Below are 20002 nucleotides of genomic sequence, written 5' to 3' on the forward strand. Positions count from 1 at the left end.
GCATGGACGTTAAGCAACTGGCCTTCCTGGCACGTCAACCCTCTGCCGCACTCAACACGCGGGAGCGTTTCTGGGGCATGCCCAAGCGTGGCATTGCCCTGATTCTCGCCAACGCGATGTTCTGGCAGCCATTGATGGTGCAGGCCGAAGGCATCGCGGTCAGCGGCGGCGGAACCAGCCTGACGACGGCGGGCAACGGCGTACCGGTGATCAACATCGCCACGCCCAACGGCAGCGGTCTGTCGCACAACACCTTCGATCAATACAACGTCGGTAGCCAGGGCGTCATTCTCAACAACTCCACCGCCCAGACCCAGAGCACCCAACTGGGCGGGATCATCATCGGCAACAGCAACCTGCAGGGCACTGCGGCGACCACCATTCTCAACGAAGTCACCGGCACTAACCGCACCCAGCTCAAGGGCTACACGGAAGTCGCCGGGCAAGCGGCGCGGGTCATCGTCGCCAACCCTTATGGCGTGACGTGCAACGGTTGCGGCTTCATCAATACCCCGCAGGCCACCCTGACCACCGGCAAACCGGTGCTGGATCAAGGCCGTCTGGATCACTTCCAGGTGGATGGTGGCGACATCTCCATCGAAGGGGCAGGCCTTAACGCCAGCAACATCGAACAATTCGACCTGATCACCCGCTCGGCAAAACTCAACGCCAAGCTCTACGCGAAAAAACTCAACGTCGTCACCGGCCGCAACAAGGTCGACGCGAATACCCTCGACGCAACAGCCCTGGCCGATGACGGCAGCGTCAAGCCGTCTTTGGCGATCGACAGCAGCGCATTGGGCGGCATGTACGCAGGCTCGATCAAACTGGTGGGTACCGAGCAGGGCGTGGGCGTCAAGCTCGACGGCGAGATGGCGGCCAGTTCCGGTGATGTCAGCATCGATGCCAACGGCAAGCTGACCATGACCACCACGGCCGCGAGTGGCGCAGTGACCGTCAAGGCGCAGAGCCTTGACGCCAATGACGCCTTGTACGCAGGCACCGACCTGAGCATCACCACTGACGACGACTTGTTCAACCAGAAGAGCATCGCCGCCGGTGGCAAGGTGATGCTGGCCACCAAAGGCCAGTTGACCAACCTTGGCGCCATCGAAGCCGGCGTCAATACCGATAACACCCGCAATACCAAAGGCGATGTGCAGATCGATGCGAAAAACCTGACCAACTCAGGCCAGGTCATCGCCACCCGCGATCTGCAGCTCACCGTTGAACAAGCCCTCGATAACCGCAATGGCAAGCTGATTGGTGGGCAAGTCACCACCACTGCGACACGCATCGACAACCGCAAAGGCCTGATTGGCGGTAGCCTCGGCACCGCCAGTGTCAGCGCCAGCGAGCACCTCGACAATACAGAAGGCACGGTGCAGGCCGAAACCGCTCTGGTCGTCACCGGCGGGGAAGTGGTCAACCAGAACGGCACTCTGCTGGGCAAGACCGTCACCATCACTGGCAGCAGCCTCGATAACAGTCAGAAGGGCAGCATCATCGCCGACAGCGGTGCCTTGAAGGTGACGGTCACTCAGGCCGTCAACAACCTGGAAGGTCGCCTGCAATCCACCGTCGGCGATACCACGCTGACGGTCGGCAGCCTCGACAACCAGTTGGGCATCATCGTCGGTGAAAAAGTCGCTGTGACCGCGACCTTTGGCGGCCTTGATAACCGCGGCGGTCAGGTGCTCGGCACACGCCTTGATGTAGACGTAAAAAACCTCATCGACAACCGTGACGCGGGCCAATTGGTCGGCGGCAGCGATGGCCTCAAACTCACCGCGCAACAGATCCAGAACCAGCAAGGCACGATTCTCGCCGGGGGCAGCCATGCACAACTTGATCTGGGGCAGGGCCGTCTGGATAACCAGGCCGGCAGCATCAGCGCGAGCAGCGTCAGCCTGACCGCAGGCGACGCCGACAACAGCGCGGGCACCCTCACCAGCCTGGACGGCAACCTGCAACTGACCGTGGATCGTATGATCAACCAGGGCGGCTTGATCGAAGCCAGCCAGAAACTGCTTCTCGACGGGCAGACGCTGGACAACAGCGCGGGCGGCCGCATGCTTGCCCATCTTGGTGACCTGAGCCGCATCGCGCTGCAAGGCGATCTGGATAACCGCAATGGCCGCATCGCCATCGGCAGCCAGGCGTTCAGCCTGCAAGCGAACACGCTGTTCAACAGCGGCGGGCAGATCGAGCACGCCGCCACCGGCCAGTTCAGTCTGCGTTCGGCAAGTTTGCTGGGCGCTCAGGGCCAGATGGTCGGTCTGGGCGCTGGCGACTGGAACGTCACCAACGTCGATGGCACCGGCCTCTGGCATGTCAACGGTGCGCTGGACCTCACCGGCCTGCAAAGCATCACCCTGCAAGCGGGCGACCGCATTGCCAGTGCGACCAGCCTGAGCCTCGAAGCCGCCAACCTGACCAACGCGGGCGAACTGCTCAGCGACGGCAACCTGACCCTCAAGCTGACTGGCGACCTGATCAACCAGGGCCTGATCTCCACTCTACAAACCCTGAACATCCAGGCCGCCAACCTGACTCAGGACGGCGGCCGGATCGCCAGCGCCGGGGATGCCGGGCTGACCATCACGGGCACTCTCGATAACCTCGGGCGCCTGACCTCCAGCGCTAACCTCACGGCCACTGCCGACCGTATCGTCAACCGCGGTACCCTGGGCGCGCAGCAGCTTCTCAAGCTGACCGCCGTCAAAGACATTGATAACCAGCAAGACAGCCTGATCTTCGCCGGTGCCGACATGACCCTGCGCGCCGACAGCCTGTTCAACAAATACGCCGACATCTACAGCGCGGGCAACTTCAGTTTCGCAGCGGCGGACGGCACACGCGCCAGCCTGCTGAGCAACCTCTCTGCCAGTATCGAAAGTGCGGGCGATATCGACATCAAGACCAAAGAGCTGGATAACTCCAAGGCCGATTTCGAAGTGACTCAGGCGGCGGGCAGCCGCTCGATCGTCATCAACTGCACGGACTGCAGCGGCGGGACCCACTCGGGTTATTACATTGTTCAGACGGTTTATCAGGGCAAAGTCCTCAAGGACTCTCCAGCCTCGCGTCTGCTCGCCAACCGTGATCTATTGCTGGATGCCGTGACCGTCACCAACGGCCAAAGCCTGCTGGCGGCGAACCGCAATGCAACGGTTACCGCGACCAACTTCACTAACCGCGGTTTCACCCTCGACAACCGTATCGAGAACGTTAACTACCACCTCGATGGCGTCAGCAAAAGCGCCTATCGGGAGACAGAGGCCGCCACCAACGAGTGGAACGCCTACTACGCCAACGCCCCCATCGCCAACCAGGCCGCGATCCCTACTGCTGTCACGAAATACGGCATTGAAAGCACCAACAGCACACTGCTACCCGGCAACGGCGCAACCTACACCGGCACCGTCCAAGCAGGCGGTACCCTCAAACTCAACATCAGCAACACGCTGGTCAACGGCAGCCTGACTGATCAGGGCAACGCCCAGTTGATCGGCGCCACCCTCGACAGCAGCACCTTTGGCCCCGGTGGCCGCGAGGTCATTCTCGGCACGCCCGTCGGCAGCCCCGGCCCGCTGAAAGACGTCAAACGTGTCGAAACCACCGCCGCCGACGGCAGCGTGCACGTCAGCTTCGTGCCTGTGGATTTCACCGGCGCACCTTTCGTCAGCGTTGACCCCACCGCACTGTCCAGTTTCCGTTTGCCTCAGGGCGACTACGGCCTGTTCACCCAGAGCCGTAATCCCGCAGGGCAGTACCTGATTGAAAGCAATCCGTCGCTGACCGACACCGACCAGTTCATGAGTTCGGACTACCTGCTCAAGATCCTCGGTTACGACCCGACCGCCGCTGATCGCCGCCTGGGCGATGGCCGTTACGAGTCCCGCCTGATCGCCGATGCCGTGCGCGCCCAGACCGGCCAGCGCTTCCTGGCCGACAGCATCAGCAGCGACTACGAACAATTTCAGTACCTGATGGACAACGCCGTCGCCAGCAAAGACGCCCTTGGCCTGAGCTTCGGCGTCGGCCTGACATCGGAGCAGGTTGCAGCGCTGACCCACGACATCGTCTGGATGGAAGAACGCGTCGTCGAAGGCGAAACCGTGCTCACGCCGGTCCTCTATCTGGCCAAAGTCGACTCACGCAACCTGCGCGGCGGCAGCCTGGTGCAAGGCCGCAACATCGAAATGATCACCGGCGGCGACCTGAAAAACGTCGGCACCCTGCGCGCCAGCGAAGACATGACGCTGCTCAGCGGCGGCAGCATCTACCAGGGCGGCCTGACCCAGGCCAACAACAACCTGACGATGCTCGCCACCAACAGCATTCGTAACGCGCTGGCCGGTGAAATCCGTGGCGACAAAATCAACCTCACCACCCTGACCGGCGACATCACCAACGACCGTACCGCGACCCAACTGCAAGTCGGTGCCGGCAGTATCACCGCCGTCGACGCAGGCAGCAGCATCGCTGCCGGTTCAGAACTGACCATCAATTCTGCCAACGACCTGACCAACAAAGGCCAGATCAGCAGCGGGGGCAACGCCGCCCTGACCGCAGGCCACGACATCAACCTGCTGGCCGTACAAGACCGCACCGTCACCAACAACGCTCTGCGACGCGGCATGCGCACCGAAGAAACCATCACTCAGTTGGGCTCAAGTGTTACTGCAAAAGGCGACCTGACGCTCAAGGCGGGCAACGACATCAATGCGCTGGCGAGCAAGGCGAGTGCAGGGCAGGACTTGGCAGTGGATGCTGGGCGCAACTTGATACTGGCCTCCGCTGCGAACGAACAGCACTCGGATAGCAAGACCAAAAAAGTGACGACGCAGGAGGATCATATTCGTCAGGTGTCGAGCGCACTTACTGCGGGTGGCGACGTCAATCTCAAGGCGGGCTCAGATCTGGCAATCATTGCCAGTACTGTCAAAGCTGCTGGAGATGTAAATCTGGATGCTGGGCAAGATGTCTATATTGCTTCGGCACAAAACGAGGACCACTCTTATTACAAGAAAAAGAAGAAGGGGTCTTTTGGGCGCGGCAGCACGCTTGAGACCGAGAGCTATGACAGTACTAACGTCGCCTCAGTCATTGATGCCGGTCAAAACCTGACGATCAATGCCAGTCAGGACTCGTCCGGAACTTTAAGTATCAATGGTGGCCGCGACGTTATGGTTGTTGGCAGCCAACTCAGGGCCGGCAACGATATGTTGTTGGGCGCTACTGGTGATGTTTCGGTGGTGTCAGGTATCGAAGAGCATGGCACCTACAGCAAAAAGACCAAGTCAGGTCTGTTCGGCGCGAACAAAAGTGGCAAGAGTCAGTTGCAAACTTCTGAATCACAGGTCAGCAGTCAGCTTCTGGCAGGCAACGATGCGGTGATCGCCGCAGGTCGAGACGTGCAATTAAGCGCCAGTGCGCTACAGGCAAGCCAGGATGCCGAACTCCACGCAGGACTGCTAGACGACACAGGTGATATCAATCTCACTTACGCGAGCAATACCACTTACAGCCGCTCAGAGTCGTACAAAAATAAGTTGGGGCTTTCGTTCAGCGGGAACTCTGACGGCATAGGGATGAATGTCGGGTCAGCCAAGCGTGCTGGCAATGCAACTGCAACTTCCACGGCTGTCGGGAGCCAGGTGATTGCTGGAAACAACGCTACCATGGACTCCGCGCGTGACATCAATATTGTCGCCAGTTCGGTAGATGCCCAGCAGGCTACTTCACTGATTGCCGGGCGCGACGTTAACCTCCTTGCCGGTGTAGAAAGCAGTCAGACGGCGAACTGGCAATCGAAGAAAACGACGGGAGTATCCTTGACATGGGACCGTAACGGGTTTACCGGGTTTGCCGGTAATACCACCGTTCGTGATACCGAGGTACAGGGAAGCCAAACCGCAGCTGCCAGCTATGTTGCAGGCGCGAACGTCAACGTGGATGCCGTAAGGGACGTTAGCATCCAAGGTTCCGATATCTACGCCGACAGCAATATTTTGCTAAAAGCCGGTCGTGATATTCGAATTGACGCGGCGGCTGAAACCGATGTTCAAAGCAACAGCCACAGCGTAACCAGCAATGGGATTTCTTCTACCGTAAACCACAACTTCGGCGACACCGTGGATGCGGTTAAAAATATTGGCAAAGGTGATGACCTCGTCAGCAAGGTTTCAAGCGTTCTGAAGGCTGTTGACTCACTGGATCAGTTCTTCCGAGGTGCAACATTTGACGGTAGTGCGGGTAACAAGCAGCAGACCGAAGGCCTGACTAATTACGCAGTCAGTAGTAAGGGGTCAGCACTCAACGCTGGCAACGATGTTTCGATGGTGGCTGGTAATGATGTCAACGTGCGAGGCAGTTCGCTTCAGGCTGGTCGGGATATTAATGTCAGCGGGCGTGACATCACTCTAGACGTCGCCAAGGGCTCGCAAGTTTCTGTTGGTGAGCAGAAGCAAAGCAAAGGCGGCATTGTTGGCGGCACCAGTGGCGGATTTAAGGTTGGCATTGGCGCCAGCAATGGTATTGCCACTCAAGACTCTGACCAGGGCACTTCGGGCGAAACCCAGCTGTATGCCGGACGCAACGTTAATCTGGACGCCACTAACGATCTCAATCTGATTGGTACTCGGATTGAAGCCGAGCGCAATATCAATCTGAAGGCCGGTAATGATCTGACTATCCGGGCTGCTCAGAATGACTCCTCAAGTAATGACGACCGTCACAGTGGTGGTGGCGAAGTAGGGCTTGCGGTCGGACAAGGCGGCGTTGGTGTGTACGCCAGTGTAAATATAGGTCGCGGCAGTCTGGACCGCGATGCCGAGAAACAACAAGAAGCTTACCTCTACGCCGGAAATACGCTCGGCTTTGAAAGCGGCCGGGATACCACCATTGCGGGTGCCACATTGCGCGGTGATGACGTGACCGGAAAGGTCGGGCGTAACCTGACTGTTTCCTCTGTGCCAGATACCGGGGAGGTAAGTGGCAAAGAATTCGACGTCAGCGCGACCGTCACCGTGGGGCCTGCTGGAGGCAGTGCTAGCGGCTCGGCGGGATATGGGCGAACTAACGGCAGCACCAACTGGGTAGGCAATCAAACCTCGATCACTGCCAAGGACCGGCTGGACATTCGAACTGAGCAGCACACGCAGCTTGATGGTTCAGTGCTTGCCTCTGACAACGGAAACCTCAAGCTGGATACCGGCACGCTCGGTTTTAGCGACATTGCAGGGAAAGATAACGAGCACGGCTATTACCTGAATCTCGGTGGTACCTATGGTTGGGGAGGCGGCGGTACCACAACGCAGGATTCCACTCAGGTCGGAAAAGGTGAAGCCGGAAAGAACGGTTGGAGCGTTCAGGGTTATAACTACGAAAAAGATCGAGATCAGATCGTCCGCGCTACCGTTGGGAGCGGTGACATCGCTGTCCGTGATGACGCCAAGACCGGTAGTGATTCAACGGCAGGTCTCAACCGGGATTTAAGCAAAGCGTACGAGATCACCAGGGATGATGAGCACAGGACGGATTTGTACGTCACGGATTCATCTATCAACTCGGTGCTTCATCCACTTGCGACCGCGGAAGCTTGGGGGAAGGCCGCACTTAATTACGACGAAATCACAAAAAGCCGTGTTGTTGAAGTCAAGACGTCGGCCGAGAAAATCTGGAACGAGATACAAGCACAAGTAGTTAGTCTTGATGACATCCCCGCCTCTGCACGAAAAGCTATGGGGGATGAACGGGCGTTGGCGATTGGGAAAAATTTTGTACGTGCAGGACTGGATCCTGCCCTGATGGAAAAATTGCCAACTCAGGTTGCATCAGAACTCAACAGCTGGGCAGACGTCGCGAAGAAGTTTGATAGTAAGGCTACGGATTGCGGTGCAGGAGGGTGTGCGGCTGGCGGTTCTGGCCTGACGTCTCAAAGCACTCCATCCGCTGGCGGTTCTCAGGGGGCAGGCGATGGTGCAGCGACAGCAATAGATCCAACAAGCATCACTGCTCCACTGCCTTTGATTACGGAGATGCTGGATCACACCATCCAACTGAAAAAATACCTCAACACATTACCCGTGGAGCAAGCGCAGCTTGCGCTCTTGGCTGCGCAAGCGGTCATGGGGCCTTTCAAAGCAGTTCTCAGTGTCGCAATTAATGCCGCAGTATCAGCTTATGCGAAAGAAAAGGTTGATGCTCTCAAGGAAGAGTTGGCAATAGTCGTTACAGCTAAGCTGACCGAGTCGGAGCGAAGGGAAATTCAGGACGCCCATGACGCTGCCAAGACGGAGTATGCCAAGTCGGATTCGAGCGTCTTCCAGCTCAATGGTGATGCGCAGGTCTTGGCGGTTGAGTTTCTTATCGATGTTGCGAGTGGCGGGCTGCAGTCGCTCGGAGGTAAAGTAGCTGGGCGGATGGTGAGCGTTGTCGGTGCAAAAGGAATTTCAATTACGATTGAGCCAAAGATTGCCGAGCAAATGGGTAAGCGGGGTTGGACGGAAAGCTCCATACAGTCTGTAATCGATAAACCAATCAAAACGGTTGTGACGAAAGATACTCGTTTTGATACTGTGTCAGGAAGCCGCCTAAATGATCCCGCTACTGGGTATATCGCTAAGGACGGTTCTTATGTGGTGAGGAATGATCGCACGGGAGCGATTGTCCAAGTCTCCAATAAAAATGACCCTGGGTGGGTTGCGCCATGGGACTGATTGCAGTTGAAGTATCCGTAGAGGATTTACCTATCACTCCTACATTGATGTGGAGTGGCACTCCTTTGTTTGATGTTGGCGATGGAATTAGGCTGATCAACTACTGCAAAAATAACGATATTGCAGTTCTTGGTATTGAAGGTTTTGAAATCAAGGGAAGCAAGAGAATTCCAGACATGGATTGTATCGTTGACTTTTCCTCGTCATTAAATGAAATAAATTTCGCAGTGAAGTCGATAGAGGCGAGTCGGATAATTATTGAAAGTATGATTGGTAGTGGCATTTTTATGGAATTTGTGCTCGTTAGAGTTTAGATGGTGCAAAAGCGACAGGAAGCGGGGCGAAGTTTGCCGACCACGCCAAGCTTGATGACCATTTTGCACGTCATGGCAGCGACTTCAGTGCGAAAAACGCGCTTGAGTATCAAGCACGAGCTGATAAGTTCTTAACAGCGTCGAAGCGTGCGGGTGTGCTTGAAAAAGCAAGAGCTAATGGAGATATCGTACGTTACAACCCTAGCACCGATGAGTTTGGTGTCGTATCAAGTGGAGAAAACGGGGTCAGACCGCGATTGTCGTATTCGTTCTTTAATAGTTCGGCTTTCTGAAAAGATTGGTTTGTGCCTAATCGTGGTCTGACCCCAATTATTCTCCTCGCGAGGGGCTGTGATTTTCAGAGTCAAAGGAAGTGACGTTGTAATGACCAAACCTAATGGCGAATTCATTACAATTATGAAAGATGGGGTCAATAATCCTTCGGTAATGAGTGCGCTAAAATCAGCGGGGTTGTAGATGTCTTTATTTGTAATTGAGGATTGGGTGCAGTCAGCGATAGGGCACTGCTTAGTGTCTGTCACTGGTTTATTTCATATATATGAAGGGGTTCGTGATAGTCGGCCCCAGGACGTTTATCTTATTTTTGATGGCGTTGCGCCCATTAAGTTAACTGGAGGATCTGACTGTGTGTCTATAAATGTGTCGGGGACGCCACTTGTCGAAGTCAATATGTCCGAATATGGTACGCTATCCATGTGTGATATCTCTGGTGAGTCTGGCTTCGCAAGATTTATTGGGCTTAAGTTGGCTTCGGTTTTTGCCGTCATCTCTTCCTTTGAGAGCGCAACTATAGGCGTTCAATTTCGCTTCGAGGAGGGGAATATTTCTATACTGAATTTGGGTGACGAAATTTTTGTTTTTGATGCTGTTCCGGAGCACGTAATAAGTGATGAAGAAATTTATTTTGCCCTGATAAGCGAGAACAGAGACGCGGACTCAGATCACAATTGATTTACTAGGCGGATTTAAATCTGCTTCTCAGGCTGGGCTCGGGAGAAAACGGGTCAGACCTCTATTATTCATGTACTCCTTAGTAGTTTGATGTTTTATGAGATGCTTTGGTTGCGCCAACCCTGCATGGCTAGCAAGGAAAAAAACGGGGTCAGACCACGATTGTTTTCACGCATGAGAAACGGGGTCAGACCCCGATTGTCATATTGTCAGACCCCGATTTTTCCCCAATTTGGAGAATCAAAATCTAGTTAATGGGAGAGAAAACGGGGTCAGACCACTATTGTTCATGATTGCCGCCGATGGCCGTGGGCTTCGCCACGATTCGAATGGAAAATTATTGGTTTATTGGAGCCGCCGAAGCCATGAATCTTTTATCTACTGTGATAACAAGCCCCCCAGATCGATAGAATTGTGTATTCGAGATTTGGGCGGGGTCGAGTCAGTTGGCTGAGGTATCACATGAGCCAGGAAGACCAATTGAAATAGAGATTTATCCCCCCGTTGAGGGAGGTAAATGGAATTTCAATTTTGAGGACCTTATGGCTACTTTGCACCAGGCGACTAAGACTTTAGCTTCTCACGAATAAGTTGGTGCAAAAGCGCCTGTAATTCCAAAACGTTTTTCAAACACAGATGATTTTGTACGTTTTGGCACAGGTGTTCGGGATGGTTTGGCACGCGCTGGCTATGGAATGTTGAGCCAATTCTCAAAAAACGGGGTCAGACCACGATTGTTTTCCTTACTGGTGGGAAGCGATAATGAACTATCAAGATTTCCAATCTTATAATAAGCAAGCTTTAGAAAAAGACTTTGCTTCGAGGGATGCTAAGAGCATTTGTGAGGCACTTGTCTCCGTTGCTTTAAATGATTCTGATTGGAGATGGGCGCAGAATAAATGCTTAGAGTTCCTTAGCAACGAAAGCCCTGATGTTAGAGAGCTTGCAGCAACTTGTCTTGGACATATAGCAAGGATTAACCGCCAGCTTGATAAAGAAAAAGTACTCATTGCTCTTCGTGAACATCTAGATGACAACATCATCTCAGGGCAAATTGCGGATGCTCTAGACGATATCGATATGTTCTTGAGATGGTATCACATTCGTATTGTCGCGCTGATGTTGATTTATCTGGAGAAAACGGGGTCAGAAATTCGGGGTCAGACCACGATTGTCGTATTCGTTCTTTAATAGTTCGGTTTTCTGAAAAGATTGGTTTGTGCCTAATCGTGGTCTGACCCCAATTATTCATTGAGTTCAAACAAACAAAACCAGCCGATAAGACTGGCGGCCATGATCTGAAGATAAAATGACAGGAGATCAAAGTGAAATTGGTTGACTGCAAAAGTTGTTCTTTTTCTCGTGGAAATATATTTAGAGCTCATGGGAAATATCCATATGAAGAGTCAGTTGATTTTATGATTTTCGAGAGCCAAATCGAAGAGAGGCCATATGGGTTAATTGTCACTTCCGGCTACAAAGCTGGATTGATACTCATTAATTTGCCTAAAGAAAGCTCTTCCGTGGATGGTGGTCTCGATAAGGAATGGGTAGTGTCTAACTGGGAGAAATGGATCTATCCTGATTGTGATGTTGCGGATGTCTATTTTATTGATAGGTATGAGTCTGCACGGTGATTTGATGGTGCAAAAGGAATTCCAAAAAGCACAGTTGATTTTAACGCACAGGCCTCATTGTCTGTAAGCAACGTTAAGGCTTCGATTGATTTTGATGGTCATATACTGAGTGTTGAATTAAAACCAAGCGGGAATGTTGGAGGTGGGCATTCAACAGCGCCGGAAAAAAAACGGGGTCAGACCACGGTTAATTTATAAATAATATAGATGGCATTGTGGGTTGTGTGAAGTCAAAGGGGGGAGGAGAGAAGTGGGGTCAAAACACGAATGTTTTATTCGATCTTTTATAGTTTGGTTTTTTTTTGAAATGATTAGATTTGTGCTTAATCGTGGTCTGATCCCAGTTCCTTCTACCCCAGTTCCTTCTGATTTTAAAGTGAGCTGGATAAGTTAATGACATGCCATCAATAATGTATACGTGTGGTAGTAAGTTGGGGTTAGATGCGATATCCAGTTCTATTGAGTGGCTGATCGTTTCTGATGAGCGGTTTGGTAGCTTTCGACGGAATGATTCAGAGGAACTCTACAAGGATGAGTAGCTAAAAAATCTGATTTTTTGGAAGTGTTACGTCACCCCATTCGAGTGCTTAATCATGGTCTAACCCCGATTTTGTCAGATTCTCTGCCCCAATTTTCTTCCATTGCGAATACAATGTTCAGAAGTCAACTTAGGTATTTAAGGAGGGTTGGATGTTGAGAGCTCTGAAGATGTATTGCCATGTTGTCGGATTTACTTTGCTGATGGTCTCACTAATAGCGAGCTTTATTAGATTTGATGAAAGTTGGCATTGCTTTTTTTTCAATGCTGCTCGTTCAATTGTGGTTTGGTCAGGCTGTTTATAACTATCTCCGGGGAGGGCGCGTAGGTATCGGGCCAGGCAGTTTGGGTGTGGATGCCGATCCAGTAATGAGAGGGTGTCTTGCGGCTTTCTCCTTATTTGTATATTTTCTTGTATTTGCTTTGTTCTAAATCTTTTATGGTCTTCTACATAAGAACGACGTTATTCGCTTAATCGCGGTCTGCGCCCAATTCCCTCCGATGCTTTACGAGAGATGACTACACGGGAAAACTTCTCCTCTGTAGGGCGCTTCCGAAATTTCCCTATATCGCTCAGCGCTTGTTGCACCGCTCTCGAGCTCGGAATAATCTCCGCCCGTCGCTCGACCAGCGACCGGTTTTGACAGGCCGCCCGATCGAGGAGTAACAATCGCCAAGCAGCTGGCCGACATTAAGTCAGCAGGCTGTGTCATGGCGGTTCAATCCATTCGGGAGATTCCACATGATTAAATCCGCACCGCATTCGGCCACCTTTGCACCTTCGGCCCCGTCGCCCATCGCCAGTCCTTTCACAGTAAAACCTGATATCAGCGTTGAAGATGCGCTGGTGCTAGCTTGCGAGTATCTGCGCTGCGCTGCCGCGACGGCTTACGAATCTGCGGATAACCATGCGCCGGAGTTTCGGCCGCTGGGGCGTGCTGTTGTGCATCAGTTGGAGGCGGTTCGTGCTTTGATTGAGGCGTCTTTGGTGGGGTTGGAGAGGCAGCGCAAGGCGATTTAGGGGAAGTGGTGGACGTGCTGGAAAGTGGTATTTCAGGCCGGTACATGCTTTAGATGTACCGGCCTCTTCGCGAATGAATTCGCTCCCACAGGGCGGTGCTTGCGTGGCAACATCGCCGCAGGTTGTTATCCCGTGTGCTATGCAGGCCGCCTACAGAATTGGTGGCGTTTGCGCTACCAGCTCATTTTCAATTCAACCCCCAGGTAATTGCTGTCATGCCCGCCTGCGTCGCGCAGGGTCTGGCCGATGTCGTAGTGGACGGCTTCGATGGCGCCGGTCAGGTTTGGGGTGAAGGCGTAGTCGGTGCGCAACTGGCCGTAGGCGCCGGTCCAGCGGTCGCCGCGGTTTGCGGTTCCGGCTACCGCGATGTTGGGCTGGGTGTAGACGGCGTCGTCGGTGGTTTGCCGCCAGAGCAGGCCAACTGCGGTTTGTACGGTGAGCTTGTCGATGGGTTTGACGGTGATCGACGGCTTGATGTGGATCAGGTTGCTGTAGCCGGTGTAGCCCGCCAGGGAGAAGTAATAGCCATTGGGGAATAGCGGGTTGAAAGTGCCCACGGTGCCGTCGCCTGCTTTGCGATCACCTGAGGCTACGTCGGTTTGCAAGCCGATGCGCGGTTTCCAGGTCACGCTTTCGAAGGTGTAGCCGAGCCGGCTTCCCGCTGCCCAGGCCTTGATGTCCTTGCCGCCCACCGAGCCGTTTTGCAGCATGCCTTCGATGTCCCAGTCATAGCCTTGCGCCGCGCCGCCCAGTCTGGCATCGAAGATGTGCCGGGTTTCGTTGCCTGCGGCGTCGAGGTAGCGCGCATCGCTGCGTTCATACAGGCCGTAATACGCCGAAAGCTCATTCTTGCCTTCGATCAGGCGCTCGACGCGCAGCATGCGGAACTGCACGTCGGAATTGGATTTATCGTCGAAATGCCGGCCGTCCAGGTATTGCACCGGGCGGCTGGCGATGCCGATGAAGCGCCAGTTGCTGGTTTCCCAGTCAGCCCACAGCGCATCGAAGGACTGCCTCACGTTGGGGCCATCCCGCGAGGAGATGAAGCGCTGCAGGTCGAAGGCGAAATCCTGTCGGCCGACGCGGGTCTTCAAGGTCCCGGCGTCGAACGCGTTGATGTACTCGACAAACGCGAGGCGCAAGTCCACGCGGTTCTGGTCCGCGCCACCGATTGAGGTCTTGTCGTAGGCGTGGGCGTCTTCAAGCTCGGTAAACACCCGCCAGTTCTCATTGAGGTGCAGGTCGGCATGCACCTGGAAGCGTTGAATCCGGTAGGCGTCGCGCGACACGTTGTTGATGCCGAAGCCGCTGGCATCGTTCATCTCGAAGCGTTCGCGCAAGGTCGCGCCCAACGACAGGTAGGTGAACGGATTGGCGCTGGATAGCGGGATGTACTTCAGGTTGTCCAGCGGTTCGGTGCGCAGGGCCGGGTCCTTTAGTACAGACCAGTCCTCCTGCCAGCGGTTGGTTTTGATGACTGGCCGGGTTGGTTGTTCATCGGCGAATACACTGGCGCTCAACAGCGGCCAGAGGATTGCCAGGCTCCACCCGGGCACACGTACCCAATTGCTTCGGCTCATTGGTGACCTCGTTTTGACTGGCGCTTACTTGGCTGCAAGCAACTGGTGAATCTCAGCGACGTAGCCACCCGGGAATTCAACCATCGCCGAGCTGCGGCCCTGGCTGGTAAACGGTGCAACCAATATTTTTGCCCCGGAGCCAATGGCTTTGCTCAGGGTTGCCGTGAGGTCAGGCACCTCGTAGCCGGTGGTTTCGTGGCCGAACGGGTAGGGCAGTTGGCCGTTGCTGGCGAGTACGGTCATGCGCCCGAAATCAGACTGGATGCTGACGCGGCGATAAGTGTTTTTCGCCTGACCAATGTCGACGGCCGAGGCGTGTTTGTCGTCGCTGATGATCTTGCCGTGGGAGAAGCCCAGGAAAGATTTGATGAATGCATCAGCGCGGTCGTTGGAGACATAAACGCGGTTTTCCGGGACGGTCTGGAAGGCGGCGTAGTTTGGTGTGCTGGTGTGCCAGTAAAGCTGCATGTTCACGCCACCTGGCCACTGGACGACGACGTCGCGGCCGATAGGGTCGGGAAAGTCGCTGACGATCACATCAGCACCGTTTTCACGCGCTGCCTTGATGGCGAGGTCCATGTCCTTGACCAGATAGCCATTGCGCTCCTGTCCGAAAGGACGCGGGATCGGCGTGGTGAATCCAAACAGGGACACTGTGCCGTAGGGCGTCTGCAACAGTTGCGAGGTGGTGCTGCTGGGTGTCGGCAGGACGTTGACGACTACTTGTTTGGTGCTTTGTCCGCCAAAGGTCGCGGTGAAGCTTTGCACGAAGCGGTCCACGTCATTGGGCGCGACATAGACGTGGCTGGTGTCGTATTGCGGGGCAACGGCGACGGCTGCAGTTTCGGCCGCCTGTGCGCTGCCAGCCATCTGTGCTGCGAGCAGGGTCAGGACCAGTGACGCCCTTAAAAATCGATTGCGCATAGCTATCTCCACACCTCATGAATGGCACCGTTTCGGCCGCGCGGCTGAGCGCCGGAATGCGCGGCCATCGGTGTCATGGAAGTGGGCAGGGTAGGCAGGATGGGCAATCAGGAATTGCACTGCCGTGCTTTTGAGTACGCTTCAAGCGAGCACGTAGAGTACGTTTTTCATGTTGGCGGACCCTGTGGGACCTGTAGGGGCTGCCGAAGGCTGCGATAGCGGTGTGTCGGGATAAAAGCTTCGCAGCCTTCGGCAGCTCCTACAGAGAATGCAGTTCAATCCTGTCGCTTGCATGTTGTTTGATGAGCGTGGTTTTAGCCCGGAAAAAGACAATAAAAAACCCGCTGTCACCGTTGAGGTGGCAGCGGGTTTTTGCTTTTGGCGATTACTTGCTGTCAGGCAGCGCGTAAGCGATCACGTAGTCACCGCGATCCGGTGACTGACGGCCACCACCGGCGGTGATGACCACGTATTGCTTACCGGTTTTCGGCGACACAAAGGTCATTGGGCCGCCCTGGCTGCCGACGGGCAAACGGGCTTTCCAGGCTTCTTCACCGTTGGCGGAGTTGAAGGCGCGCAGGTAGTAGTCCTGCGTACCGGCGATGAAGATCAAGCCGCCCTGAGTAGACAGCGTGCCACCCAGTGTCGGCATGCCGATTGGCAGCGGCAGGTGCATTTTGATGCCCAGTGGGCCGGTGTCTTCAACGGTGCCGACCGGGACTTGCCAGGCGACTTTCTGGGTCTTCATGTCAATCGCGGTCAGGGTGCCGAACGGCGGGGCCTGGCACGGAATGCCGGCAATCGACAGGAAGCGGTTTTTGTTCACAGCATAAGGCGTGCCTTTGAGCGGCACTGCGCCCATGCCCGTGTTCAGCGCTTCGCCACCGGAAGACGCCTTGGCATCTTTCTGCTGCGGCACCATCTGGATCCACAGGCCCAGACGCATGTCGTTGACGAAGATGAAACCGTGTACCGGGTCAGTCGATAGGCTGCCCCAGTTCATGCCACCCAAGGAACCCGGGAAGCTCAGCGATTTGTCGGTGCCCGGCGCGGTGTACAGGCCGTCGTAGCGCATTTGCTTGAACGAGATACGGCACAGCATCTGATCAAACGGCGTCGCGCCCCACATGTCCGATTCGGTCATGTGCTTGGTACCGATTTGCGGCATACCGGTCGACAACGGCTGAGTTGGCGAGTAGGGCTCGTTGGGGATGTTTGCGGCTTTGACGGCGACATCTTCAACTTTGGTCAGCGGCTTGCCGGTAGCACGGTCGAGCACGAAGATCTGACCGGCCTTGGTGCCGATCACTACGGCCGGCACCTTGCTGCCATCGGCCTTGGTGAAGTCGATCAGGCTAGGCTGCATCGGCAGGTCGAAGTCCCACAGGTCGTTGTGGACGGTCTGATAGACCCACTTCTCTTCGCCTGTTGTTGCGTTCAAGGCCAGAATTGAAGCGCCGTATTTGTGGTCCAGCGCGGTACGTTCAACACCGTAGATGTCGGTGGACGAGCTGCCCATCGGCAAGAAGATGGTGTTCATGGCCGGATCATAAGACATCGGCGCCCAGCTGTTTGGCGTACTGCGCACGTAAGTGGCGTCGGCCGCTGGAGCTTTCTTTTCTTCTGGATTACCCGGGTCGAACGCCCAGCGCATGGCGCCGGTGATCACGTCAAAACCACGGATCACGCCGCCAGGCATGTCCGCCTGAACGTTGTCGGCAACACGACCGCCGACCACCACGGTCGAACCGGCCATCAGCGGCGCGGACGACAGTTGATAGTAGGAGTCCGGAACATTGCCCAGGCCTGCTTTCAGATCAACCTGACCGTTGGTGCCGAAACCCTGGCAGAACTCGCCAGTGTCGGCGTCCACGGCAATCAGGCGCGCATCGATGGTGTTGGTCAGCAAGCGACGCTGGCAATTGGCGCCAGCCGGTACCGATACCGCGGTGGCGGGCGTGCTGCCGTCAACCGGCTGAGCCAGTGCCGCTGTCGAATCGAAGTACGCCAGACCACGGCAGCGCTGCCAGACTTTGCTCTGCGCGTTGATTTCGTTCTTCCACAGCTGTTTGCCGGTGTCGGCATCCAGTGCGATGACGTTGTTGTGCGGGGTGCAGATGAACACTTTGTCGCCGACTTGCAGCGGGGTCATCTGGTCTTCGGCACCGTTGCCGTCGCTGATTGCAACGTCGCCGGTCTGGTAAGTCCAGGCGGGCACCAGGCTGCCGACGTTGCTGCGGTTGATCTGGTCCAGTGCAGCGAAGCGGCTGCCGCCTTCGTCGTTACCGTAGTGCGCCCAGTCTTTCTGTGCTTTGGCCGGGTCAACTTTGGTCAGGCCCGGGCCGTCGCCAGTCGGGGAAACCGAAGCGTGGGGGATGAACATGCCCCAGGCGCCGCCGACGATAGCCAGTGCCAGCAGGCCACTCAGCGCATAGCCGCCGCGACCGCTCACTAGGCCGTTGGCCTTGCGCAGGGTCGGGTAGACCAGTGCAACCACCAGGCTCAATACGCCCAGTGCGAACAGACGGGAGATCTGCGGCCAGAAGTTCAGACCGGCATCAACCAGCGCCCAGATGATGGACAGCACCATGACGGCTGCGAACAGCCAGGCACCCGTCAGGCGCTGTTTGAAGAGCAGCACGGCGGAGACCAGCATGCCGAGGCCGGCGAGCAGGAAATACCAGCTACCGCCCAGCGTGGCGAGGTAGCCGCCCAGTCCTGTGAAAAGTAATCCAAATACCAGCACACCGAGAGCCGCGACCCAGATGGGCCAGCGGCTGACGGACGCCGTAGGTTGAGACTTAGTCATGGTGCATGTCCTGATAACGCATGAGCGTTGATGTGAAAGGTTAAGCGTAGTGGAGGAATCAGCCGATGCAGCTGCTTCCGGAACAGCGGTCGCGCAGAGGCTTTTCAGGCTCTGCGCTGGCGACACGGCTCAGTTCAAAGGAACTCCGCAAACAATTAACTAACTGGTTACTTTTGCAACCTTATCAAAAAAAGCTCGGGCTGCGGCAAATTGTCCTGCGGCAATCTGAGCAAAACACTGTTACGGATTCGGAAATAATCAGTCTGAAAACACCCCACGCATGGACGGTTTTCAACGGTTTTGCGCAAGCACTACAGTCCCTGTGACACACAAGGTATTATCCGGCCTGAAAAAACTCCCGGCGTTGAGAGCCACTGGCACGGTGTTCGTGAGAGGGAGCAAAGAGGCGAACATGACTGAGCGACGTCAATTCAGCGGAGGCATGAAGGGCAAGAACCTTCGCTATTTGGAAGATAATCGTGGCGTGCCCACCCGGCAGGCACGAGCAGGCTTCCTGTTGCTTGAACACTTCTCGCTGCCTGCCTTCACCCAGGCGCTGGACACGATTGTTACCGCCAATCTCTTGCGGCCCGGATTGTTCACCACGCGAACCTTCGGATTGCATGACGGCGAAGTGGTCAGCGACCTGGGCTTGGTGATTCGCCCGGACGCGCAAATCACCTCTGCCGAGATCAGCGATCTGGACCTGCTGGTGGTGTGCGGCGGTTACCGGACCGAACTGAAAATCTACCCGGAGTTGAATCCTCTTCTCAAAGAAGCTGCGCAGCAGGGCAGTGCCCTGGCAGGCTTATGGAACGGGGCATGGTTTCTGGGGGTGGCGGGGCTTCTCGACAGTTACCGTTGCGCGATCCACCCGGAACATCGCCCGGCGCTGGCCGAGGTCTGCAAAATCACCCTGGTGACCAGCGAAGCGTTTGTCGTGGACCGGGATCGCCTCACCGCATCGAGCCCGACCGGTGCTTTCCATATGGCGCTGGAGTGGATCAAGACGCTGCACGACAAGGCTTTGGTGGAAGGGATCGAGGACATTCTTTCCTTCGAGGAGTCGCGTTATCGACGCATCAAGGCGTCGCCACATTTATCCGTGAGCGCTCCGCTGCGCGAAGTGGTGAAACTCATGGACGCCAACCTCGAAGAACCGCTGGAGATGGAGCAACTGGTGGCGTACTCCGGCCGCTCCAGACGCCAGGTCGAGCGATTGTTTCGCGAGCAGTTGGGCACCACACCGCAGCGCTACTATCTGGAACTGCGCATCACCGAAGCCCGCCGTCTGTTGCAACACACCGAGATGTCACAGGTAGAAGTACTCGTCGCCTGCGGCTTCGTTTCACCCAGCCACTTCAGCAAGTGCTACAGCTCATACTTCGGCTACCGCCCCTCGAAGGAAAAGCGCCTGGTTCGGTAGTGTGTGCCCCCGTTCATATCCGTGCCCTGTTGGCGATACGCTCATTCAGCCCTAT

At 55.6% G+C, this 20002-nt stretch carries 11 protein-coding genes; 8 read left to right on the forward strand and 3 right to left on the reverse strand.

Annotation, left to right across the window (positions count from 1 at the left end; translation table 11 throughout):
• The first annotated feature begins 2 nt into the window (after positions 1–2).
• The 6 genes from ACYASS_RS05645 to ACYASS_RS05670 all read left to right on the forward strand — a co-directional run bounded on the left by ACYASS_RS05645 (position 3) and on the right by ACYASS_RS05670 (position 13208).
• The gene (locus ACYASS_RS05645) at positions 3–8726 is read left to right on the forward strand and encodes a hemagglutinin repeat-containing protein (RefSeq protein WP_463585387.1); all 8724 of its coding nucleotides are present in this window, start codon (positions 3–5) and stop codon (positions 8724–8726) included.
• Entirely contained in the window at positions 8717–9040 is a 324-nt protein-coding gene (locus ACYASS_RS05650; RefSeq protein ID WP_463585388.1) for a hypothetical protein, read from the forward strand. Before ACYASS_RS05645 ends, ACYASS_RS05650 begins: the two co-directional genes overlap by 10 nt.
• A gap of 477 nt (positions 9041–9517) precedes the next feature.
• Positions 9518–10012, forward strand: a complete 495-nt coding sequence (locus tag ACYASS_RS05655) for a hypothetical protein (protein ID WP_463585389.1) — start codon at positions 9518–9520, stop codon at positions 10010–10012.
• Positions 10013–10774: 762 nt separating this feature from the next.
• A complete protein-coding gene (locus ACYASS_RS05660) occupies positions 10775–11203 on the forward strand; it encodes a hypothetical protein (RefSeq protein WP_463585390.1) in 429 nt (142 codons plus the stop codon).
• A gap of 134 nt (positions 11204–11337) precedes the next feature.
• Positions 11338–11649: an Imm45 family immunity protein gene (imm45, locus tag ACYASS_RS05665; RefSeq protein WP_463585391.1), complete on the forward strand. Its 312-nt coding sequence runs from the start codon at positions 11338–11340 to the stop codon at positions 11647–11649.
• 1280 nt (positions 11650–12929) lie between these two features.
• Positions 12930–13208: a DUF6124 family protein gene (locus ACYASS_RS05670; RefSeq protein ID WP_463585392.1), complete on the forward strand. Its 279-nt coding sequence runs from the start codon at positions 12930–12932 to the stop codon at positions 13206–13208.
• 173 nt (positions 13209–13381) lie between these two features.
• On the opposite strand, the gene ACYASS_RS05675 is transcribed toward ACYASS_RS05670, so the two are convergent.
• The 3 genes from ACYASS_RS05675 to ACYASS_RS05685 all read right to left on the reverse strand — a co-directional run bounded on the left by ACYASS_RS05675 (position 13382) and on the right by ACYASS_RS05685 (position 18521).
• The gene (locus ACYASS_RS05675; protein ID WP_463585393.1) at positions 13382–14788 is read right to left on the reverse strand and encodes an alginate export family protein; all 1407 of its coding nucleotides are present in this window, start codon (positions 14786–14788) and stop codon (positions 13382–13384) included.
• Positions 14789–14812: 24 nt separating this feature from the next.
• The gene (locus tag ACYASS_RS05680; RefSeq protein ID WP_463585394.1) at positions 14813–15712 is read right to left on the reverse strand and encodes a glyoxalase; all 900 of its coding nucleotides are present in this window, start codon (positions 15710–15712) and stop codon (positions 14813–14815) included.
• Between the two features lie 385 nt (positions 15713–16097).
• Positions 16098–18521, reverse strand: a complete 2424-nt coding sequence (locus ACYASS_RS05685; RefSeq protein ID WP_463585395.1) for a glucose/quinate/shikimate family membrane-bound PQQ-dependent dehydrogenase — start codon at positions 18519–18521, stop codon at positions 16098–16100.
• 65 nt (positions 18522–18586) lie between these two features.
• Between ACYASS_RS05685 and ACYASS_RS05690 the strand changes: the two genes are divergently transcribed.
• Together ACYASS_RS05690 and ACYASS_RS05695 are read left to right on the forward strand one after the other, a co-directional pair.
• Positions 18587–18847 carry a hypothetical protein gene (locus ACYASS_RS05690; RefSeq protein ID WP_463585396.1) on the forward strand — a complete coding sequence of 87 codons (261 nt, stop codon included), beginning with the start codon at positions 18587–18589 and terminating at the stop codon, positions 18845–18847.
• A gap of 86 nt (positions 18848–18933) precedes the next feature.
• Positions 18934–19947, forward strand: a complete 1014-nt coding sequence (locus ACYASS_RS05695; RefSeq protein ID WP_122664239.1) for a GlxA family transcriptional regulator — start codon at positions 18934–18936, stop codon at positions 19945–19947.
• The last annotated feature ends 55 nt before the right edge of the window (positions 19948–20002 follow it).

Source organism: Pseudomonas sp. HP_14, assembly GCF_055283875.1.